General features: G+C 67.1%; 26 protein-coding genes. 16 read left to right on the forward strand and 10 right to left on the reverse strand.

Annotated features, from left to right (window positions below; all coding sequences use genetic code 11):
- Nucleotides 1-6: 6 nt before the first annotated feature.
- Together purE and BST15_RS01015 are read right to left on the reverse strand one after the other, a co-directional pair.
- Nucleotides 7-522, reverse strand: a complete 516-nt coding sequence (gene purE, locus BST15_RS01010) for a 5-(carboxyamino)imidazole ribonucleotide mutase (RefSeq protein WP_046188757.1) — start codon at nucleotides 520-522, stop codon at nucleotides 7-9.
- 22 nt (nucleotides 523-544) lie between these two features.
- Entirely contained in the window at nucleotides 545-1,771 is a 1,227-nt protein-coding gene (locus BST15_RS01015; RefSeq protein WP_264002414.1) for a 5-(carboxyamino)imidazole ribonucleotide synthase, read from the reverse strand.
- 85 nt (nucleotides 1,772-1,856) lie between these two features.
- Between BST15_RS01015 and BST15_RS01020 the strand changes: the two genes are divergently transcribed.
- Complete coding sequence (locus tag BST15_RS01020) at nucleotides 1,857-2,504, forward strand: GtrA family protein (RefSeq protein ID WP_046188731.1); 648 nt, start codon at nucleotides 1,857-1,859, stop codon at nucleotides 2,502-2,504.
- Here BST15_RS01020 and BST15_RS01025 read toward each other — a convergent pair.
- Together BST15_RS01025 and BST15_RS01030 are read right to left on the reverse strand one after the other, a co-directional pair.
- Nucleotides 2,468-2,977 (reverse strand): PH domain-containing protein, encoded by a 510-nt coding sequence (locus tag BST15_RS01025; protein ID WP_046188730.1) that lies wholly within the window; start codon nucleotides 2,975-2,977, stop codon nucleotides 2,468-2,470. The two genes, BST15_RS01020 and BST15_RS01025, sit on opposite strands and share 37 nt — an antisense overlap.
- A 9-nt stretch (nucleotides 2,978-2,986) precedes the next feature.
- A complete protein-coding gene (locus tag BST15_RS01030) occupies nucleotides 2,987-3,787 on the reverse strand; it encodes a biotin--[acetyl-CoA-carboxylase] ligase (RefSeq protein ID WP_046188729.1) in 801 nt (266 codons plus the stop codon).
- Between the two features lie 64 nt (nucleotides 3,788-3,851).
- Between BST15_RS01030 and BST15_RS01035 the strand changes: the two genes are divergently transcribed.
- From BST15_RS01035 to BST15_RS22475, 8 genes are all read left to right on the forward strand, one after another.
- Nucleotides 3,852-6,179, forward strand: coding sequence for an FdhF/YdeP family oxidoreductase (locus BST15_RS01035; RefSeq protein WP_046188728.1), 2,328 nt, complete (start codon nucleotides 3,852-3,854; stop codon nucleotides 6,177-6,179).
- Nucleotides 6,180-6,236: 57 nt separating this feature from the next.
- Nucleotides 6,237-7,889 (forward strand): acyl-CoA carboxylase subunit beta, encoded by a 1,653-nt coding sequence (locus BST15_RS01040; protein ID WP_046188727.1) that lies wholly within the window; start codon nucleotides 6,237-6,239, stop codon nucleotides 7,887-7,889.
- A gap of 85 nt (nucleotides 7,890-7,974) precedes the next feature.
- Nucleotides 7,975-8,235, forward strand: coding sequence for an acyl-CoA carboxylase subunit epsilon (locus tag BST15_RS01045; protein WP_046188726.1), 261 nt, complete (start codon nucleotides 7,975-7,977; stop codon nucleotides 8,233-8,235).
- A 7-nt stretch (nucleotides 8,236-8,242) separates the two neighbouring features.
- Nucleotides 8,243-8,881 (forward strand): Maf family protein, encoded by a 639-nt coding sequence (locus tag BST15_RS01050; RefSeq protein WP_046188725.1) that lies wholly within the window; start codon nucleotides 8,243-8,245, stop codon nucleotides 8,879-8,881.
- Nucleotides 8,882-8,958: 77 nt separating this feature from the next.
- Nucleotides 8,959-9,861: a sulfurtransferase gene (locus BST15_RS01055; RefSeq protein ID WP_046188724.1), complete on the forward strand. Its 903-nt coding sequence runs from the start codon at nucleotides 8,959-8,961 to the stop codon at nucleotides 9,859-9,861.
- Nucleotides 9,861-10,277 carry a SufE family protein gene (locus BST15_RS01060; protein ID WP_046188723.1) on the forward strand — a complete coding sequence of 139 codons (417 nt, stop codon included), beginning with the start codon at nucleotides 9,861-9,863 and terminating at the stop codon, nucleotides 10,275-10,277. Before BST15_RS01055 ends, BST15_RS01060 begins: the two co-directional genes overlap by 1 nt.
- Nucleotides 10,278-10,369: 92 nt before the next feature.
- On the forward strand, nucleotides 10,370-12,157 hold the full coding sequence (locus BST15_RS01065) for an acetyl/propionyl/methylcrotonyl-CoA carboxylase subunit alpha (protein ID WP_046188722.1): 1,788 nt from the start codon (nucleotides 10,370-10,372) through the stop codon (nucleotides 12,155-12,157).
- A gap of 7 nt (nucleotides 12,158-12,164) precedes the next feature.
- The gene (locus BST15_RS22475) at nucleotides 12,165-12,560 is read left to right on the forward strand and encodes a hypothetical protein (protein ID WP_046188756.1); all 396 of its coding nucleotides are present in this window, start codon (nucleotides 12,165-12,167) and stop codon (nucleotides 12,558-12,560) included.
- Here BST15_RS22475 and BST15_RS21980 read toward each other — a convergent pair.
- Both BST15_RS21980 and BST15_RS01075 read right to left on the reverse strand, forming a co-directional pair.
- Nucleotides 12,474-12,749 (reverse strand): hypothetical protein, encoded by a 276-nt coding sequence (locus BST15_RS21980; RefSeq protein WP_157861718.1) that lies wholly within the window; start codon nucleotides 12,747-12,749, stop codon nucleotides 12,474-12,476. The two genes, BST15_RS22475 and BST15_RS21980, sit on opposite strands and share 87 nt — an antisense overlap.
- A gap of 46 nt (nucleotides 12,750-12,795) precedes the next feature.
- Nucleotides 12,796-13,785, reverse strand: coding sequence for a TIGR03557 family F420-dependent LLM class oxidoreductase (locus tag BST15_RS01075; RefSeq protein ID WP_046188721.1), 990 nt, complete (start codon nucleotides 13,783-13,785; stop codon nucleotides 12,796-12,798).
- Nucleotides 13,786-13,866: 81 nt separating this feature from the next.
- Here BST15_RS01075 and BST15_RS01080 point away from each other — a divergent pair, with 81 nt between their 5' ends.
- The 3 genes from BST15_RS01080 (at nucleotide 13,867) to BST15_RS01090 (ending at nucleotide 16,357) form a co-directional block, all read left to right on the forward strand.
- Nucleotides 13,867-14,874 carry an iron-containing redox enzyme family protein gene (locus tag BST15_RS01080; protein WP_046188720.1) on the forward strand — a complete coding sequence of 336 codons (1,008 nt, stop codon included), beginning with the start codon at nucleotides 13,867-13,869 and terminating at the stop codon, nucleotides 14,872-14,874.
- A 189-nt stretch (nucleotides 14,875-15,063) separates the two neighbouring features.
- Entirely contained in the window at nucleotides 15,064-15,501 is a 438-nt protein-coding gene (locus tag BST15_RS01085) for an STAS domain-containing protein (RefSeq protein ID WP_046188719.1), read from the forward strand.
- A 181-nt stretch (nucleotides 15,502-15,682) separates the two neighbouring features.
- The gene (locus tag BST15_RS01090) at nucleotides 15,683-16,357 is read left to right on the forward strand and encodes an HAD family hydrolase (RefSeq protein ID WP_046188718.1); all 675 of its coding nucleotides are present in this window, start codon (nucleotides 15,683-15,685) and stop codon (nucleotides 16,355-16,357) included.
- A gap of 45 nt (nucleotides 16,358-16,402) precedes the next feature.
- On the opposite strand, the gene BST15_RS01095 is transcribed toward BST15_RS01090, so the two are convergent.
- Nucleotides 16,403-16,816 (reverse strand): ChaB family protein, encoded by a 414-nt coding sequence (locus tag BST15_RS01095; RefSeq protein WP_046188717.1) that lies wholly within the window; start codon nucleotides 16,814-16,816, stop codon nucleotides 16,403-16,405.
- A 161-nt stretch (nucleotides 16,817-16,977) separates the two neighbouring features.
- Between BST15_RS01095 and BST15_RS01100 the strand changes: the two genes are divergently transcribed.
- The 3 genes from BST15_RS01100 to BST15_RS01105 all read left to right on the forward strand — a co-directional run bounded on the left by BST15_RS01100 (nucleotide 16,978) and on the right by BST15_RS01105 (nucleotide 18,433).
- On the forward strand, nucleotides 16,978-17,211 hold the full coding sequence (locus BST15_RS01100; protein ID WP_046188716.1) for a hypothetical protein: 234 nt from the start codon (nucleotides 16,978-16,980) through the stop codon (nucleotides 17,209-17,211).
- 16 nt (nucleotides 17,212-17,227) lie between these two features.
- Nucleotides 17,228-17,383, forward strand: coding sequence for a hypothetical protein (locus BST15_RS21985; protein ID WP_165757088.1), 156 nt, complete (start codon nucleotides 17,228-17,230; stop codon nucleotides 17,381-17,383).
- A gap of 99 nt (nucleotides 17,384-17,482) precedes the next feature.
- On the forward strand, nucleotides 17,483-18,433 hold the full coding sequence (locus BST15_RS01105; protein WP_046188715.1) for a sensor histidine kinase: 951 nt from the start codon (nucleotides 17,483-17,485) through the stop codon (nucleotides 18,431-18,433).
- A gap of 213 nt (nucleotides 18,434-18,646) precedes the next feature.
- On the opposite strand, the gene BST15_RS01110 is transcribed toward BST15_RS01105, so the two are convergent.
- A complete protein-coding gene (locus BST15_RS01110; protein ID WP_272937511.1) occupies nucleotides 18,647-19,069 on the reverse strand; it encodes an Hsp20/alpha crystallin family protein in 423 nt (140 codons plus the stop codon).
- A 104-nt stretch (nucleotides 19,070-19,173) separates the two neighbouring features.
- On the opposite strand from BST15_RS01110, the gene BST15_RS01115 reads away from it, so the two are divergent.
- Complete coding sequence (locus BST15_RS01115; protein WP_046188714.1) at nucleotides 19,174-19,587, forward strand: MerR family transcriptional regulator; 414 nt, start codon at nucleotides 19,174-19,176, stop codon at nucleotides 19,585-19,587.
- Here BST15_RS01115 and BST15_RS01120 read toward each other — a convergent pair.
- Entirely contained in the window at nucleotides 19,584-19,811 is a 228-nt protein-coding gene (locus BST15_RS01120; protein WP_046188713.1) for a CDGSH iron-sulfur domain-containing protein, read from the reverse strand. The genes BST15_RS01115 and BST15_RS01120 overlap by 4 nt on opposite strands.
- Entirely contained in the window at nucleotides 19,808-20,503 is a 696-nt protein-coding gene (locus tag BST15_RS01125) for a HemK2/MTQ2 family protein methyltransferase (RefSeq protein WP_046188754.1), read from the reverse strand. Before BST15_RS01125 ends, BST15_RS01120 begins: the two co-directional genes overlap by 4 nt.
- Nucleotides 20,504-20,631 lie beyond the last annotated feature (128 nt).

Below are 20,631 nucleotides of genomic sequence, written 5' to 3' on the forward strand. Positions count from 1 at the left end.
CCTAAGCTACTCGCCGGTAACTTTACCTTGAAGCATCGCGTCCTTCGCAAGCACGCTCTGCTCCAGCTGCACCTGAAAATCCGCCATCCGGGCTCGCAACACCTCGTCAGCCGATCCCAGAATACGCACTGCCAGCAAACCGGCATTCCGGGCGCCGCCAATGGAAACAGTGGCCACAGGAACACCTGCAGGCATCTGCACGATCGACAGCAAAGAATCCATGCCGTCGAGCCGGGCGAGCGGGACCGGTACCCCGATCACGGGCAGCGGTGTGGCCGAAGCCACCATGCCGGGCAGGTGCGCGGCGCCGCCCGCCCCGGCAATGATCACCTCGATGCCCCTACCGGCGGCGTCGCGGGCGTAGTCGAACATGCGCTGCGGAGTACGGTGCGCCGAGACCACGCCGACCTCGAACCGAACGTCGAACTCGGCCAGCGCGAGCGCCGCCTCTTCCATCACCGACCAGTCACTATCACTGCCCATGATCACGCCGACCCGGGGACCGGGCTTGTGCTCACTCATGCGGATCCCATCCATTTGTCACTTAGTGCCGTTCCTCCTCGTCGCCGGCACGCCACTGCCCGTGCGACAACCAGTGTGCCGCGCCTTCGGCGCGCTCGCGCAGCTTCACTGAGTCCTTCACGTCCCCGCCGAGGAAGTTGATGTGGCCGATCTTGCGGCCCGGCCGTTCACCTTTGCCGTAGAGGTGGACCCGGGCGTCGGGATACCGAGCGAACAGGTGGTGCAGCCGCTCGTCCATCGTCATCGCCGGGGCCTGCGGGGCGCCCAGAACATTGGCCATCACGGTCACCGGTGCCACCGGCGTGGTGGCGCCGAGCGGATAGTCCAGGACCGCGCGAAGATGCTGTTCGAACTGACTGGTGACTGCGCCGTCCATGGTCCAGTGCCCCGAGTTGTGCGGCCGCATGGCCAACTCGTTGACCAGCAGCTCTCCCGCGACGGTTTCGAAGAGCTCGACGGCCAGCACTCCGACGACACCCAGTTCGTCCGCCAGGTTCAGGGCCAATCGTTGAGCGGCCAAAGCAGATTCGTCGGAAAGATCTGGCGCCGGGGCAATCACCGTCACACAGATTCCGTCCTCCTGGACGGTCTCGACCACCGGCCAGGCCGCGCCCTGACCGAACGGTGACCGGGCGACCAGCGCCGATAATTCGCGGCGCATCACGACCCGCTCTTCGGCCAGGACCGCCACCCCGGCACCCTGATACTCGGCTACCACCGCACGGGCGGCCGAGAGGTCATCGACGAGCGACACCCCGCGACCGTCGTAGCCGCCCCGGACCGCCTTGACCACCATGGGGCCGCCGGTCAACACGGCGAACTCCTCGAGATCCTCGGGGGTCTCGATCGCGGCGAACCGCGGTACCGGCGCCCCCAGTGCCGCCAGCTTGCGGCGCATCACCAGCTTGTCCTGAGCGTGCAGCAGCGCCGCCGGCGGCGGCGCCACGGAGACACCCTCGGCGATCAGCTGGTCGAGCAGCTCCCCCGGGACGTGCTCATGGTCGAAGGTGAGCACCGTGGCCCCGGCGGCGGCCCGGCGCAGGTCATCGAGATCGGTGTGCGATCCGATCACCACGTCCGGGGTGACCTGGGCGGCAGGTTCGTCGGCCGCAGCCGCCAGCACCCGCAAACGTTGTCCGAGCGCGATCGCCGCCTGATGGGTCATGCGAGCCAGCTGGCCACCTCCCACCATGGCGACCAAGGGAATGCGTCCACCGTCTGGCGGCGTGGCGGTTGGGGGGTTCGGCACGGGCAATATCGTGTCACGTCGACCCGACGGGGTCGTTATGCAGTCGTTAGGCGCAGATGGGCCCGAGTCCGTACACTGGCAACTTGTGTCTTTTACCGACGCCACGATCGCCCGCCTGCCGCGGGTGATCCGTCCGCTGGCCGAACGCCATCACGAGTTGATCAAGTTCGCCATCGTCGGCGCAACCACCTTCGTCATCGACTCGGCGCTGTTCTACACCCTCAAGCTGACGATCCTGTCGCCCAAGCCCGTCACCGCCAAGGTGATCTCCGGGATCGTCGCGGTGATCGCCTCCTACATCCTCAACCGGGAGTGGAGCTTCAAGGACCGCGGAGGCCGGGAGCGCCACCACGAGGCACTGCTGTTCTTCGGGGTCAGCGGCGTGGGCGTGCTGTTGTCGATGGCGCCGCTGTGGTTCTCCAGCTACGTGCTCGGGCTGCGCGTCCCCATGGTGTCGTTGACCGTTGAGAATCTCTCGGACTTCGTCTCGGCGTACATCATCGGCAACCTGCTACAGATGGCGTTCCGGTTCTGGGCGTTCCGCCGCTGGGTTTTCCCCGACGAGTTCGCCCGCAGCACCGCCAACGCACTGGACGCAACGCTGGAAACCGGTGCACTGGCCGAGGCCATCGAGGACGTCTTGGAAGGTGGCCCGGACACCGGCGTGGTGACGCTGTTCAGGCGCCCACCGAGCCATCAGCCCCGAGCGGACGGACTGTCGAAGACCTCGTGATAGAGCAGGGTGTGGACCTGCTCTACCCGAGGAATGTCGTAGAACTCCAGTGGCTCCTGTGACGCCGACTCGATGATCAGCGTCCCCGTGCGCAGGATCCGGTCGATGAAACCGTGGACGAACTCCACACTGTTGATCCGGGACAGGGCGATGTCGAGTCCGCTGCGGGTCAGCAAACCGTGCCGGAACATCACCCGCCGGTCGGTGACGACGAAGTGCGTCGTGAGCCAGCTCAGGAACGGCCAGACCGAAAGCCAGCCGACGATCACCAGCCAGATCACCCCGATCACCGCGAACACCACGTTCTTGGCGGTCTGATCCCAGGCCCGCGGGTTGACGAAACCGGCGGCGAACGCGGCGAAGGCGGTCGCCAGCAGCAGCGCCAGCACCGGCAGAATCAGGCGTTTGACATGCGGATGGCGATGCAGCACCAGCTGCTCGTCCGCGGCCAGCACGTTCTCCGGGTAACCCACTGCAGCCGCCTAGCCGTTGCGCCGCAGCCGAGTGACGTCACCGGCCGACACCGTGACGGTGGTGTCGCCGGTGTTGATGACCAGGCGGCCCGTGTCATCGATGGCCTCGGCCACCCCGATCACCTGGTGGCCTCCGGGGATGTCGGCACGGACCTGAGCCCCCAGCGTGCAGCTGTGCCGCCGATAGTCCGACACCAGCGCGGCATCGGCGCCACCGGCCGCGCGCCAGGCCGCGATCCGATCCGCCAGGTGTCGCAGAACCGCGCCGGCCCAGACGGTGCGGTCGATCACCGCGGATCCGAGCATCGCCAAGGAGACGGCAGCTGGGTCAGGGGCCTCCTGCGCGGTCATGGTCACGTTGAGACCGAGCCCCACCACGATCCGCTGCTGCGGCGCGGCCACCTCGGCCAGGATGCCGGCCAGCTTGCCGTCGCCCGCCATAACGTCATTGGGCCACTTCAGGCCGACCTCGATGCCCGATACCTCGGCGATCGCGTCCGCCACGGCGACCCCGGTCGCCAGCGTCAGCCAACCCCAGCCCGCAGTCGGCACGGTGTCCGCGGCGACGCCCACCGACAGGGCGAGCTGGCTGCGCTGCGGCGCGCTCCAGTGCCGACCGTGACGCCCACGACCGGCCGTCTGATGCTCAGCCAGCAGCACCGCGCCGTCGATGTCCTCGCCCTGTGCCGAGCGGGCCAGCAGGTCGGCATTGGTGGAGCCGGTTTCGGTCACGACATCCACCGCACGCCAGCCTGTGGGACCGATCAGCGCAGCGCGCAGCGCGGCGGCGTCGAGCGCGGGTCTGTCCATGGCGGTCAGCTTACGACCGGGCGGGGTTCCGCAGCGGCACCACACGTTCTAGGTTGGCATCATCATGGGCCGATTTCGCGCCGACGGTGCAGACATTGACAGCGACTACGACGAGCACGGTGTGCGCATCACCCCGCGCAAGGGCGAAGCCGCCGGAATGCGAGCGGTGCTGGTCTCGCTGCAGCGCAGCCTGAGCCAGATGGGGCTGTGGCGGACCGGTGCCGCCTGGGCGCGGCTGAATCAACGGCACGGGTTCGACTGCCCCGGCTGCGCGTGGCCGGAGGAACACGGCGGGCGCAAGATCGCCGAATTCTGCGAGAACGGCGCCAAGGCCGTCGCGGAGGAGGCCACCAGCCGCGTCATCGGGCCGGACTTCTTTGCCCGTCATTCGATCGACGAGCTGTCGGACAAACCGGAGTACTGGCTGTCCCAACAGGGCCGCCTCACCGAGCCGATGGTGCTTCGCCCGGGCGATGACCACTACCGGCCGATCAGCTGGGACGGCGCCTATCGAATGATCGCCACGGAGCTGCAGGCCCTGGACAGCCCCGACCAGGCGGTTTTCTACACCTCGGGTCGCACCAGTAACGAAGCCGCCTTCGCCTACCAGCTGATGGTTCGCAGTTTCGGCACCAACAACCTCCCCGACTGCAGCAACATGTGCCACGAATCGTCGGGGCAGGCGCTGGGCGAATCGATCGGGATCGGCAAGGGCTCGGTCACCGTCGATGACATCGAACACGCCGACCTGATCCTGATCGCCGGCCAGAATCCCGGCACCAACCACCCGCGAATGCTGTCGGTGCTGGAGAAGGCCAAGGCCAACGGGGCACAGGTGGTGGCCATCAATCCGCTGCCCGAGGCCGGACTGATCCGCTTCAAGGATCCCCAGAAACTCAATGGCGTGCTCGGCCACGGCGTCCCGATCGCCGACGAGTTCGTCCAGATCCGTCTCGGCGGCGACATGGCGCTGTTCGCCGGACTGGGCCGACTGTTGCTCGAAGCCGAGGAGCGCGCGCCCGGCACCGTGGTCGACCATGCCTTCGTCGATGCGCATTGCGCCGGGTTCGACGAGTACCGCCGCCGCACGCGCGAGGTGGATTGGGAGGTGGTGGCCGCCGCGACGGGAGTCGGGCAGGCTCAGCTGCACCGCGTCGCCGAGATGCTGATGGCGTCGCAGCGCACGGTGTTGTGCTGGGCGATGGGCCTGACTCAGCACCGTCACGCGGTGGCCACCATCGGCGAGGCCACCAACGTGTTGCTGTTGCGCGGCATGATCGGCAAGCCCGGCGCCGGGGTCTGTCCGGTGCGGGGGCACTCCAATGTTCAGGGCGATCGAACGATGGGCATCTACGAGCAGATGCCCGAATCGTTCCTGGCCGCTTTGGATAGCCACTTCGGCATCGTGAGCCCGCGCCGACACGGCTATGACACGGTGGACGCCATCCGGGCGATGCGCGACGGCCGAGCCACGGTGTTCATGGCCATGGGCGGCAACTTCGCGGCCGCCTCGCCGGACACCGCGGTCACCGAGGCCGCACTGCGACGCTGTGCACTGACGGTGCAGGTGTCCACCAAGCTCAATCGCAGCCACCTGATCCATGGCAGCAGCGCCCTGATCCTGCCGGCCCTGGGCCGCACCGACCGCGACGTCCGCAACGGACGCAAAGAAGTGGTGTCGGTGGAAGATTCGATGTCGATGGTGCACCTGTCACGGGGCCGTCTGCGCCCACCCAGCGACGAGGTTCGCAGCGAAGTGCAGATCGTCTGCGAGCTGGCCCGCACCGTCCTCGGACCGGAGCATCCGGTGCCCTGGGAGCGCTTCGCCGCCGACTACGACAGCGTCCGCGATGCGATCGCGGCGGTGGTTCCCGGCTGCGCCGACTACAACCGCCGGGTCCGCCAACCCGATGGCTTCCAGCTGCCCCATCCGCCGCGTGACGCCCGCGAATTCCCCACGCACACAGGCAAGGCCAACTTCGCGATCAATCCCCTGGAGTGGGTCCCGACGCCGCCCGGGCGGCTGGTGCTGCAGACCCTGCGCAGCCACGATCAGTACAACACCACCATCTACGGGCTCGATGACCGCTACCGCGGGGTGACGGGCGGCCGCCGGGTGGTGTTCGTCAACCCCACCGACATCGGCGCACTGGGGCTGTCCGACGGCGACCGCGTGGACCTGGTGTCGGAGTGGCGCGACGCCGACGGCCGGTTGCAGGAGCGGCGCGCCGACGATTTCCTGGTGGTGGCCTACTCCACACCGGTCGGCAACGCGGCGGCTTACTACCCGGAGACCAATCCGCTAGTTCCGCTGGACCACACCGCTGCCAAGTCCAACACGCCGGTATCCAAGGCCGTGGTGATCCGACTGGAGCCGGCGCGGGGCAGGTGACTCGCCTAACCGATCCGGTCGGGCGATCCGTTGGCCCACACTTTAAGATCGTTTCTTATGACCAGTGTTACTGAGCACTCCGGTGAGGCCCACGTAGAGGCGCAAGCCGAGCATGTCGTCGACATCCACACCACCGCGGGCAAGCTCGCCGACCTCAAGCGTCGGACCGAGGAGACCCTGCACCCGGTCGGCGAGGCCGCCGTGGAGAAGGTGCACGCCAAGGGCAAGCTGACCGCGCGCGAACGGGTCTACGCCCTGCTCGACGAGGGCTCGTTCGTCGAGCTCGACGCACTGGCCAAGCACCGCAGCACCAACTTCGGCCTGGCCGACAAGCGCCCGCTGGGCGATGGTGTGGTGACCGGATACGGCACCATCGACGGCCGCGAGGTCTGCATCTTCAGCCAGGACGCCACGGTGTTCGGCGGCAGCCTCGGCGAGGTCTACGGCGAGAAGATCGTCAAGGTGCAGGAGCTGGCCATGAAGACCGGCCGGCCGTTGATCGGGATCAACGACGGCGCCGGTGCCCGCATCCAAGAGGGTGTGGTCTCGCTGGGTCTGTACAGCAAGATCTTCCACAACAACATCCGCGCCTCCGGCGTGATCCCGCAGATCTCGCTGATCATGGGTGCGGCCGCGGGCGGTCACGTGTACTCCCCCGCCCTGACCGACTTCATCGTGATGGTCGACCAGACCAGCCAGATGTTCATCACCGGTCCTGACGTGATCAAGACCGTCACCGGTGAGGAGGTCACCCAGGAGGAGCTGGGCGGCGCCCACACCCACATGGGCAAGTCAGGCACCGCGCACTACGTGGCCTCCGGCGAGCAGGACGCGCTGGACTACGTCCGCGACCTGCTGAGCTACCTGCCCCCGAACAACTACGCCGACCCGCCGCACTTCCCGGTGCCGGCCGCCGAGGGTTCCATCGAGGACAACCTCACCGCCGAGGACATCGAGCTCGACACGCTGATCCCGGACTCGCCCAACCAGCCGTACGACATGCACGAGGTCATCACCCGGATCCTCGACGACGACGAGTTCCTCGAGGTCCAGGCCGGTTACGCGCAGAACATCATCGTGGGCTTCGGCCGCATCGAGGGGCGCACCGTCGGCATCGTGGCCAACCAGCCGACCCAGTTCGCCGGCTGCCTGGACATCAACGCCTCCGAGAAGGCCGCCCGGTTCATCAGGACCTGCGACTGCTTCAACATCCCGATCGTGCTGCTGGTCGACGTGCCCGGCTTCCTGCCCGGCACCGAGCAGGAGTACAACGGGATCATCCGCCGCGGCGCCAAGCTGCTCTACGCCTACGGCGAGGCCACGGTCGCCAAGATCACCGTGATCACCCGCAAGGCTTACGGCGGCGCGTACTGCGTGATGGGTTCCAAGGAGATGGGCGCCGACGTCAATGTGGCCTGGCCTACCGCCCAGATCGCGGTGATGGGCGCCTCCGGCGCGGTCGGGTTCGTCTACCGTCAGCAGCTCACCGAGGCCGCAAAGAGCGGTGACGACGTCGACGCGCTTCGCCTGCAGCTCCAGCAGGAGTACGAGGACACGTTGGTCAACCCCTACGTCGCCGCCGAACGGGGCTACGTGGATGCGGTCATCCCGCCGTCGCACACCCGCGGCTACATCGCGACGTCGCTGCGGTTGCTGGAGCGCAAGATCGTCCAGCCGCTGCCCAAGAAGCACGGAAACATTCCCCTGTGAGCGGAACGAGCGGAGGGAGCGCAGCGATCGACGCGAGTGACGCGAGCAGTGCAGCTCCTGTGAGCCACGAGAGCGGAGCGAGCTTGTGAGCGAAGAGACCGAAGCGACCACGGCGGTCGACGAAACTCCGGTGGCCACCGAGCCACACATCAAGGTGCTGCGGGGCAACCCCAGCGACGAGGAGATCGCGGCGCTGGTCGCGGTGCTCGGCACCGCGGGCGGCGCGGGAGCCGAAACCGGTTCGCGGGACCGCAACCTGTGGGGCCACCCGGTGGATAAGCTGCGGATTCCGGTGTTCAGCTGGCAGCTGATCACTCTGCGGGAACGCACGCATATGCGCCGGTGACCCGTCGGTGACGCGACTGGTCCTCGGCTCGGCCTCCTCAGGCCGCCTGGCGGTGCTGCGCGGCGCCGGACTCGACCCGCTGGTGGTGGTCTCCGGCGTCGATGAGGACGCCGTGATGGCGGGCCTGCCCGCAGGCTCCGGCCCGGATGTTGTGACCGAGGCATTGGCGGTGGCCAAAGCCGAGCAGGTTGCCTCCGTCATCACTGCACCGGTGAGCGCCGATTGCGTTGTGATCGGCTGTGATTCGATGCTCTACATGGCCGGCAAGCTGTGCGGCAAGCCCCCCACCGTCGACGAGGCCCGCATCCGCTGGCGCGAGATGGCCGGCAATTCCGGCCAGCTCTACACCGGACACAGCCTGATCCGGTTGCGTGACAACGAGATCACTGATCGCCTCAGCGAATCGGCCGTGACCACGGTGCGGTTCGGCCGGCCCGATGACGACGACTTGGAGGCCTATCTGGCCAGCGGGGAGCCGCTGCGGGTGGCCGGTGGATTCACCCTGGACGGGCTGGGTGGCTGGTTCGTCGACGGCGTCGACGGAGACCCCTCCAGCGTCATCGGCATCAGCCTGCCGATGGTGCGCCGCCTGCTGCGCCGGGCCGGCCTGTCGGTCGCCGCACTGTGGAAGTCCAATCCCGTCTGACCCTGCGCGGCTGCGCTTGCCGAACGGATTTCCCGGCACAAGTGGCGCAACGGTTACCGACCGGTAGGCTCGGCTTCGTGCCAGTGCCTGCCGATCCCACCCCCGCCCTTCAGTCCTACGCCCACCCCGAACGACTCGTGACAGCCGACTGGCTGGCGGGCAATCTGGGCAGGCCCGGTCTCGTCGTGGTGGAGTCCGACGAGGACGTGTTGCTCTACGACATCGGCCACATTCCCACCGCCATCAAGATCGACTGGGTCACCGACCTCAACGATTCCCCGGTCCGCGACTACATCACCGGTGAGCAGTTCGCCGACCTGATGAACCGCAAAGGCATCTCCCGCGACGACACCGTCGTCATCTACGGCGACAAGTCCAACTGGTGGGCCGCCTATGCGCTGTGGGTGTTCACCCTGTTCGGCCACGAAGACGTGCGGCTGCTCGACGGCGGGCGCGACCTGTGGGTGTCCTCGGGCCGTGAGACCACGCTGGATGTGCCGTCGAAGACCACGACCGGCTACCCCGTCGTCCAGCGCAACGACGCCCCCATCCGGGCCTACAAGGACGACGTGCTGGCCAGTATCGGCCAGGTGCCGTTGATCGACGTTCGCTCTCCACAGGAGTACACCGGCGAGCGCACTCACATGCCGGAATACCCGGAGGAGGGTGTGCTGCGCGGGGGCCACATCCCCACCGCGGTGTCGGTCCCCTGGAGCCGGGCAGCCGACGATGCCGGCCGCTTCCGCAAGCGCGAGGAACTTGAGGCGCTCTACGGGTTTCTCCAGCCCGGCGACAAGCCGATCGCTTACTGCCGCATCGGGGAACGCTCCAGCCACACCTGGTTCGTGTTGACCCATCTGCTCGGGCTGGACAACGTTCGCAACTACGACGGTTCGTGGACAGAGTGGGGCAACACGGTTCGCGTGCCGATCGTCGACGGTCCCGACCCCGGACAGCTCGCCGGGGCCGCGAACAGCTGATGGGCCTCCCGGAGGGATTGGCGCAGGTGGCGTCCGACTTCGCCGAAGTCGAGGGCCAGGACAAGCTGCGACTGTTGATCGAATTCGCCGACGAACTGCCCGCACTGCCCGACGACCTGGCCGAATCGGCCATGGAGCCGGTACCGGAGTGCCAGTCGCCGTTGTTCCTGCATGTCGACGCTACGGACCGAGAACGAGTGCGGCTGTACTTCAGCGCGCCGCCCGAGGCGCCGACGACGCGTGGCTTCGCATCGATCTGGGCCGCCGGCCTTGACGGCCAGCCCGCCGATGTCATCTTGGGCGTGCCGGAGGACTTCGCATCCCAGCTGGGCCTGGCCGCGCTGATCAGCCCGCTGCGACTGCGGGGAATGTCGGCCATGTTGACGCGCATCAAGCGGCATTTACGCGCCGCATAAGGGGCACCTGGAACTCGTTCAGCGGTCGCGCCTTACACTGCCTGAAGCTAGATTCTTAAAGACCTTTCTTAAACATGCCATCAGGAGGGCCAGTGGCGAACCATGCCAGCTCGAAGATCTCCAAGGTGCTCGTCGCCAACCGCGGAGAGATCGCAGTCCGGGTGATCCGCGCCGCGCGTGATGCCGGATTGGCCAGCGTGGCCGTGTACGCCGAACCCGACGCCGACGCACCGCACGTCCGGCTTGCCGATGAGGCCTTCGCCCTGGGTGGGCAGACCTCCGCCGAGTCGTACCTGGTGTTCGAGAAGATCCTCGACGCCGCGGCCCAGTCGGGCGCTAACGCCATCCACCCGGGCTACGGCTTCCTTTCGGAGAACGCCGACTTCGCCCAGGCCGTGCTCGACGCCGGGCTGATCTGGATCGGGCCGAGCCCGCAGTCGATCCGCGACCTCGGCGACAAGGTCACCGCACGCCACATCGCTGCCCGCGCCAAGGCCCCGTTGGTGCCCGGCACCCCGGACCCGGTCAAGGACGCCGACGAGGTGGTGGCCTTCGCCAAGGAGTACGGCGTCCCGGTGGCGATCAAGGCCGCGTTCGGCGGCGGTGGTCGCGGCATGAAGGTGGCCCGCACCCTCGAGGAGATCCCCGAGCTGTTCGAGTCGGCCACCCGCGAGGCCATTGCCGCCTTCGGCCGTGGCGAGTGCTTCGTGGAGCGTTACCTGGACAAGCCGCGCCACGTCGAGGCCCAGGTCATTGCCGACCAGCACGGAAACGTCGTGGTCGCGGGTACCCGCGACTGCTCGCTGCAGCGCCGCTTCCAGAAGCTGGTCGAGGAGGCCCCGGCGCCGTTCCTGACCGACGCGCAGCGCAAGGAGATCCACGAGTCCGCCAAGCGGATCTGCAAGGAGGCCGGCTACTACGGCGCAGGCACCGTGGAGTACCTGGTCGGCCAGGACGGGCTGATCAGCTTCCTGGAGGTCAACACCCGACTGCAGGTGGAACACCCGGTCACCGAGGAGACCTCGGGTATCGACCTGGTCCGTGAGCAGTTCCGGATCGCCAACGGTGAGGCCCTGGACATCACCGAAGACCCGGCGCCGCGCGGTCACTCCATCGAGTTCCGCATCAACGGCGAGGACGCCGGCCGCGGCTTCCTGCCCGCGCCCGGACCGGTGACCCGCTTCGACCCGCCGACCGGCCCCGGCATCCGAATGGACTCCGGCGTGGAGACCGGTTCGGTGATCGGCGGTCAGTTCGACTCGATGCTGGCCAAGCTGATCGTCACCGGCGCGACCCGGAGCGAGGCCTTGGAGCGCGCCCGGCGCGCCCTGGACGAGTTCCACGTGGAGGGGCTGGCCACGGTCATCCCGTTCGACCGTGTGGTGGTGCGCGACCCGGCGTTCGTCGGCGACGAGAACGGCTTCACCGTCCACACCCGCTGGATCGAGACCGAGTTCGAGAACAACATCGAGCCCTTCACCGGCGGTGAGCCTCTCGACGAGGACGACGCCGCGCCGCGGCAGAAGGTGGTCGTCGAGGTCGGCGGTCGCCGGCTGGAGGTGTCCCTGCCGGGCGATCTGGCCCTGGGCGGCGGCGGTGCCGCCGGCGCGATCCGCAAGAAGCCCAAGGCCCGCAAGCGTGGCGCGCACGGCGGTGCAGCAGCATCCGGCGACGCCGTGACGGCGCCCATGCAGGGCACCGTGGTCAAGGTGGCCGTCGAGGAGGGCCAGGAGGTCGCCGCTGGTGACCTGGTCGTTGTCCTCGAAGCCATGAAGATGGAGAACCCGGTCACCGCGCACAAGGACGGTGTCATCACCGGGCTGTCCGCTGAGGCGGGCTCGGCGATCACCCAGGGCACCGTGCTCTGCGAGATCAAGTAACGGTCCCATAGAACCCGTCGAGATCAACGCCGGCCCGTGGTATCTGCGGATGCCACGGGCCGACGATCGGGTCGATGACCGCCCCAGCCTGGCCGACCTCGGGGAGACAGATCCGGACTACGTCGCCAAGGCCGAAGCCGGCTGGGCCGAGGACTGGCGATATTTATGGGCAGTCTGCGAGCCGACCACCGGCGAGCTCTTGGCGGAGGTGGCGCTGAACCCAGGTTCCGGTGAACTCGGTGTGCGGCACCGGCCGGGCCACGCCGAGGCAGGCCGCACCGGAGCTGAGGCGGTGGGCCGATTCGCGGTCGCAGCGCTAGGACTGACCCCGGCGACGGCCTTCGCGAACGGTCCGGCTACGGCCGACGAAAAGCCATGCGACGCCGCCGATTGCCAGGGCTAGGACCGCGATCCCGAAGCCCAGCGTCCAGCTGGCGTCGTGTAGCGCCGCCGCGCTCATAAAGCCCACCAATGCCAACGCGGCCAGCACCAGCATGGCCAGCCCCGGCAGTTCGCGGCGGTCTTTGAACACCAATCCGGCGCGCGGATGCGTCGTTCGCCGGCGATCGACTCCTTCATCGGTATCGCTCATGCGCTTTCGGGTACCCGCGGCACCGGCCCCCGAAACACCGTTACCGCTATGACGCTGCGTCACGCAGCGCCGCCAACAGCGGTTCCGCGGCCTCCTTGAGGAACGCCTCCTGCGTCTCTCCCCCGACTTGAATCAGCGCGATGTCAGTGAATCCCGCTTCGCGGTAGGCGCCCACCGCATCGACGATCGCGCCCAGATCCGGTCCACAGGGAATCGCTTCGGCAACGTCGCTGGGCTGGACGAAGCGGGTGGCCGCGGCGAACGCCGCCGGTGTCGGCAGCTCGGCATTGACCGACCAGCCGCCGCCGAACCAGCGGAACTGTTGGTGGGCGCGTTGGATCGCCGTGTCACGGTCGGGGTCCCAACACACCGGGAGCTGGCCGATGACGCGGCCGCCCTCGGCCAGCCCGGCCGCCTGGCGTGCGGTGCGCCAGGACTGAACCAGGTCGCTGTCGGGCTGTACTGCGATCAGGTGGTCGGCGGCCGCGGCGAATCTGTCGATGCCCTCTCCCCCCGACATGGCTACCGCCAACGCAACCGGTATGCCGGGAAGGTCCCAGAGCCGCGCCTGGTCGAGCTGGAAGTACTCGCCGTCGTGGTCGACCGTCTCGCCCATCAACAGCTCCCGAATGATCTTGATGGCTTCGCTGAGCATGGCCTGCCGGCGCCGGACGTTCGGCCAGCCCGTCCCGGTGACGATGTGCTCGTTGAGGTTCTCCCCACTACCCAGCCCCAAGGTGAATCGCCCCTCGGCCAGGATCTGCAGGGTCGCCGCCTGCTGAGCCACGACCGCGGGGTGGTAGCGCATGGTCGGGCAGGTCACGTAGCTGTACAGGTCGATGTCGGCGGTGGCGTACGCGACGGCGCCCAGCACCGTCGCCGCGTGGGGGGCATGGCCCTGCGCGGTCAACCACGGCGAGAAGTGATCACTACACACTGCAAAATCAAACCCGCGCTGCTCGGCGGCAACGGCGTGGCGGACAAGGTCGGTGGGCCCACTCTGTTCGGTCATGAGGGTATAGCCAAGGCGTGTCATGGCAGCGTGGTTACCCAGCACTCGATCGGTGAAACGGTGCGGCGCCGTTTGGCTCGCCCCCCGCACGGGGTAACCGCGGGTGTGCCCATCGCAGCGATCACCACCGAGCCCCGCCTGCCCGTCGCCTGTGGCCCGTTGTCGACGGCGGTCTGCGAGGTGCTGACCCTGGACCCGGGCACAGCCCCCGGGCACCTGCCGCCGATCGCCGGCACCGACCCCTACGGCCGCGACCTGCAATTGGCGTTGTACGTCTGCTACGAGCTGCACTATCGCGGGTTCGCCGGCGTGGATCCGGACTGGGAATGGGACGTTGGCCTGCTGGCGTTCCGCGCAAACCTGGAGCGAGCGTTCCTCGACCGCGTCCGCCAGGACGTCGGGGCAGTACCGCGGTCGCGGTCGGCGAACGACGAGATGGATGCTGCGGCCACCGAGCCGGTGCACGGCACGGGCCCCTCGTGGCATCTGCGGGATCACGGCACCTGGGATCAGGCCCGCGAGTACTTCGTCCATAGGTCGCTGTATCACCTCAAGGAGGGCGACCCGCACGCTTGGATCATCCCGCGCCTGACCGGCCAGGCCAAGGCGTCGTTTGTCGCGGTCGAGTTCGATGAGTACGGCGCCGGCCAGGGGCGCAAGGTGCACCAGCAACTGTTTGCCGACCTGCTCACCGCCGCCGGCCTGGATGCCGGATACCTCGCGTACCTGGACGTCGCTGCGGCCGAGGCGCTGGCGGTGGTGAACCTGATGTCGCTGTTCGGGTTGCACCGCCGCTGGCGGGGCGCGGCCGCGGGGCACTTTGCCGCCACCGAGATCACGTCACCACCGGGCTCAAGCCGACTGGTCACGGCGCTACGGCGGATGGGCGCGCCGGCTGCGTGCGTCACCTTCTACGCCGAGCACGTCGAGGCTGACGCGGTGCACGAACAAGTGGTGCGCGCCGATGTCATCGGGGACCTGTTGCACCACTGTCCGCATTTGGAGACCGATGTCGTGTTCGGTATGCGTGCTCACGCTGCGGTGGAGAATCGGCTTGCAGAACTCATGACCTCGGCCTGGGCGAAGGGCCGCTCGTCACTAGTCACGCTGTGAGACTTAAGGTTTCACTGGGATTTTCCCCAATTGTCGGCGTTTTCTTTGCCAAGTGAATCACCGTTGGGTAACGTCTGGTTTCTCCGGTTGAGCTCACAGCCGCAGCAGAACGTCTCCGGGTCACGTTGCCCGGAACAGATGTGCTGATGTCATCCAGCAGTACGATTCGTCGCCTGATGGAGTGAGAATATGACGAGTAGCAGAATCGCCGAGATCGCTGTCGCCACCCCTGCCACCGAAGCCACCCAGGCTTGGCGCAGCCACACCGCCAAATTCACGGTCCATTGGGGCCGGGCCGGAGCTGTGGTCGCCGTCGACGGAGAGATAGACGCCGCCAACGCGAGCGCATTCGCCGACTACGCCAAGCAGTGCGCTGACTGCTGCGAATGGCTGGTGGTGGACCTGTCTGCGCTGACTTTCATCGGTACCGAAGGGTTTTCGGCCCTCCAATCGGTCAGCGCGCAGTGCGCCAGCGCCCAGACGCAGCTGAAGGTGGTTCCCAGTACGGCACTGCGTACCCTGCTGCGGATCTGCGACCCACAGGCTCGGCTTCCGCTGGTGGAATCACTGTCGGAAGCCCTGGCCGACGTGCAGCGCCTCGGTCGGCCGCTTCGCCTGGTGCCCTGACGTCACGCTGGGACCGCGTTCTTCGACAGTGCCGTAGCGGCCGTCGGGGTCCACAGGGCCACCACTACCGCGTCGTGAAAGCGCGGTCGACGGTCACGCTGCCACATTGTTCCTCTCGTTCGTATGGCGAAGTCCCTTCGTGGGTATCCCAGCCGGGACATCCGCCAACGAAGGAGCAAGTGTGAGAACACAATCAGCTGTGCTGTTCGACGTCGACGGCACGCTGGTCGATTCCAACTATCTGCATGTGCACGCCTGGCGGCGGGCATTCGCCGATCTGAACATCGAGGTGGAGTCGTGGCGCATCCACCGCGCGATCGGTATGGACGGATCCAAGCTGGTTGACCTGCTGTCCGACGGCGCGCCCGACGCGGTCTGCCGACAACTCAAAGACCTGCATTCGCAGTATTACCTGGGGTCATCGGAGCTGCTGTCACCACTCCCCGGCTCGAGGGATCTCCTGGAACGCATAGCGTCCCTGGGCATTCCGGTGGTGCTGGCAACCTCGGCGCCCGAAGACGAGTTGGCGATGCTGCGCAGGGTGCTGGACTGCGACGACCTTGTCACGGCGGTTACCTCTTCGGCCGATGTTGACGTCGCGAAGCCGCATCCGGACATCATCGAGATTGCGCTGGAGCGGATTGGCGCCGTGGCACAGCGGGCGGTCTTAGTCGGTGATGCGGTCTGGGATATGCAGGCAGCCGTGCGCGCCGGGGTCGCGTGCATCGGGGTACTCAGCGGCGGCGTCTCACGCGGGGAGTTGGAGTCCGCAGGCGCGGCTACCGTTTTCGACAATGCCGCCAACCTGCTGAACAGCATTGACGACACCCCGATCGCCACACTGACGACGAGATAGCAGACCGGCACCTGCGGTAGACCGCCAGGTGCTCCCGTGTCTTTGCTAGCGCCCCCGGACCCGGCGGTTGTGCTTCTTGATGGCTGTCACGAGTTCGGCCTTGCGCATGGTCGACCGCCCGTGGATGTCGAGCCGGCGCGCAACATCCAGCAGGTGCTGCTTGCTGGCGTTGGCGTCGACCCCCTCAGCGGAGGGCCCGCTGTTATTCGGGCCGCCACCCTCGGCACGTTTGTCCGACGGGCCAGGCTTGGCCTTCGCCTCCCAGTGGTCGCCGACTTTCTCGAAGCTGTGTTTGAGGGCCGCATAGGCCACCCGGTGGGCACGTTGTTCACTGCCGTATTCCTTGGCGGCCGCATCGTGGGCCTCGGCAAAGGTGCGTTGTGCTTTAGCGCTGGAACGCTGCAGCGTGGTGGGCAACTCGCTGCGCTTGGGTGTGCCGCTCTTCGACATCTTGGGCATGAGGCCTCCTCGTGAACGTCTCGATCGGACCTGGATACCCGCCCGGCATACCAGCCAATCCGGGGAGAACTGTGGCCGCCGAGCCGGCCTTTTCTCAACTCTGAGGTTTCAACTGCGATCGCAGCGGGAATGAATGCGTTCACAACACGAATGGAGGACGCATGCGGATCGGTGGATTGGCCGGACCTATTGTGCTGCTCTGGTTGGTGATCGGCATTTTCGCCGCGTGGCAGCGCGACTACTTTCACGGGAGCCAGACCAGCTGCGCAAGTGCCGGGACCATCGCCGTGACCGTTCTAGCCGGCCCACTGAACTATGCCGGCGTCAAACCAGTCGTATCGGATTGCCATTTGCCGCAGCCTTCATCGTTGGATGCGGTCGGTTTCATTGTGTGAGGGAAGGGATTAGAAAATGATTGGCCTCGGGGTAGTTCTGCTTATTCTCGCGCTCGTATTCAAGATCAACGTTCTGTGGACTGTCGGCGTCATTCTGCTGGTGGTCGGTGCCGCATTGTGGATTCTGGGCGCGATCGGACGCCCAGTTGCGGGCCGCCGCTACTGGTACTGATCACCCCCGGGCGCGCCACCCGTCATCGGATCGGGCCGCTGAAATCTTGATCTGGGCCCGTTCTGGGACCGCTCATGTTGGAGGACGGGGGCAGATGCGATGGCCGTCGCCGCAGGGGAGGATCGGGACTCCTTCAGACACATCGCGCTGACCTACGGATCACCACAGGAATACCTGGATTATCTGGTGACGTTCGTCGGCGATGGTGTGGCCGAGGGCGTCCCGGTCTTGATCGCTGTCCCCGGGCCCAGTCTTGCGCTGCTGCGCAGCGCCCTGTCCCCAGGCACCTTCGACGCGGTGACCGCGGTCGACATGAGCCGGGCCGGACGCAACCCCGGCCACATCTTGGGAGGGGTATTCGGCGCCTTTGCCGCCCGGCATCGGTCGAGCCCGGTGAAGATGGTCGGCGAACAGATCTGGCATGGCCGATCACCGCAGGAGTATTCGGCCTGCCTCCAGCATGAGGCACTGGTCAACGAGGCCTTCGCCGGTCGCGACCTCACAGTGGTCTGCCCCTTTGACGCAACGCATGTGGACTCAGCGACCCTCGTGGACGCGGAGATCACCCACCCACGCGTAAGCCGGGGCGGGCGTGGAGATCGCGCCAGCGCGACGTTCGCTCCCCAAGCCGCGTGGGAGCGCTGCAACGAGCCGCTGCCGGGCAACCCCACCGCGGCGAGCTACGCCGTACACCGCCTCGCCGACCTCGCCGGCGCACGACAGTTCTGCGCCAGATACGCGCGATGGTTCGGGCTGACCGCCGATGCCATTGCCGATCTGCAGTTGATCGTCAATGAGCTGGCGACCAACAGCCTGCAGCACGGACGCAGGCCGATCACCCTGCTGCTGTGGGAATCTGCGGGCCAGCTGGTGTGCCAGGTGCGCGACGCCGGGCACCTGACCGACCGACTTGCCGGACGGCGGCCGATCGTGGGCGACGTCGATGACGGTCGGGGCCTCTATGTGGTCAATGCGACCGCTGATCTGGTGCGTATCCACGCCGCGCCGACGGGGACCACCGTGCAGGCGCATCTGCGGATGCGCCGCTGAGCGCGGACGGGCCGGCGAGGCAACGCTGCGGGGAGAGCAATGGACCGCTGCGTTACCTCGCCGGACCCCTCGGTAACGTCGCGCGCTTGCACACTGCTTGTCCGCCAGGCCGTGGCAATACGCGTTTACCGCCGCATGTCGTGCATCACCGTGGAACATCACCTCCTTCGCTTGGTACGTGCGCGATCAGTACGCCGCACCCGCCCACGTCGGTCAGGCGTTGATGACCCGATCGCCGTGACCGCTGGCGACCTTGATGCGGCGCGGCTTCGCCTTCTCGGCGACGGGAATGGTGAGGCGCAACACGCCGTCGTGGTAGCTGGCCTGGATCTGCTCGGCGTCGAGGGTGTCCCCGAGGAAAAGCTGCCTGCTGAACACGCCGCGGGGCCGCTCCGCGGACACCATCTCGCGGCTCTGATCCAGCGCCGGACGCCGGGCATGCACGGTCAGCACGTTGCGCTCGACGTCGAGATCCAAGGAATCCTCTGCCACGCCGGGGAGGTCGAACTCGACGATGAACTGGTCACCGTCACGCCAGGCGTCCATCGGCATGAGCGCCGGTCGCGCCGCGGTACCCGACACCTGCTGGGTCCAGCGGTCGAGATCACGGAACGGGTCGGTACGCATCAACATCATCTCCACCTCCTAGCTTTTCGGCAGATCATCTATGCCTGCCGACATAGATTTTTATATAGCACCAGTGGTAGGTTGATGCAACAGGTGGCGGCAACGAATTTTCGATGAGCGAAGGCGGCGCACAGGTGGCACCAGACAGCAACACCCGATCCGGGCTCGGGGTCTACGGGATCTCGGTGGCGGCCGAACTGTCCGGAGTCGGGCAGCAGACACTGCGTCTGTACGAGAGTCGCGGGTTACTGACCCCGGCGCGCACTCCAGGGGGAACGCGCCGCTACAGCGATGACGACATCGCTCGGCTACGACGCATCACGGAGCTGGTGGGCATCGGTATCAACGTGGCAGGTATCGGCCAGATACTCGGCCTGGAAGCCGACAATGCCCGATTGGTGTCCGACAACACCCGGCTGCAATCCGATAACAGCCGGCTGCGATCGGATAACTCGCAGCTCAAGACCGATTACGCCCTACTGGCTGACGCCCGGAAGGCCTCGGGCCGGCCGCGGCCGCGCGGTTAGCCCGAGTCGGCGGCATCCACCTGCACCTGCCGGGACGGACCGCAGCGCCGCCGGTGACTGGTGTCGCACAACGGATAGTTGCGGCTGCGTCCACACGTGCAGATGGCCACCATGAACCGCTCGGACTCGACCACGCCGTCGGGTGTCTCGATTCGCACCGGCCCCGCGACCAGCATCGGGCCGTTGCGCACGATCTTCACCACCCGATGCTCTGACGCAGTCATGGCTTGTCCGCCCTGATCACCACCAGCTGTTCCACCCGACAGCCGTAGGGCACCTGGCCGGTCGATTCCAGCCAGCCGGCATGCGCCAAGAGCACAGGCCCGAAGGGGATGTGCCGAACGGCAGCCACCTCGGCGCTCAGCCCCACCGCACGCAACGACGCAAGGGAACGCGCGACACCGGCAAGAGCGGACTGCACCAGCAACAGGGAACCCCCATTGGCCAGCAGTGACGCCGCAGAGCGGCACAGCGGATCCAACACAAGCCGGCCGTCCGCTCCGCCGTTCCATGACCATTCCGGGCCGCCGGCCGGCCGTACGGGAGCACCGTGGCTCGGCGAAGGCACGTAAGGCGGATTGGCTACCACCAGGTCGAAGGGAGCGTACCGCAGCGCGTCGTCCCAGGGCCCCTGCCGGACGGTGATATTGACGCCGACAGCGCGAGCGTTGTCACGCGCACACCGGACAGCTCGCGAGCAGATGTCGATTGCGGTGACACCGGCGGCACCCAGCTCGGCCGCCGCGATGGCCGCGACTCCGCTGCCGGTACAGAGGTCCAGCACCCTGGCGCGGTGAGCCAGACCGGTGCGCTCGATGGTTTCGATGAGCAGGTGCGAATCTGCTTGCGGGGCATAGACACCGTCGTGGCGCGCCGACCGGTGCGGTCGCGCTGCTGGCAGGCCAACGATGGTCATGAGCGGTTGACCGTCACTTCTGCAGAAGATGTCACGCGACATCGAATACCCGGGAGCAGCAGCGTCAAACACTGCGCCCCAAGCGATCTCCGTCCAATCACGCGAAGCGAGCCCGCAACGCCGCTGGG

Source organism: Mycolicibacter arupensis, from assembly GCF_002086515.1.
In the GTDB taxonomy this organism is placed as follows: domain Bacteria; phylum Actinomycetota; class Actinomycetes; order Mycobacteriales; family Mycobacteriaceae; genus Mycobacterium; species Mycobacterium arupense.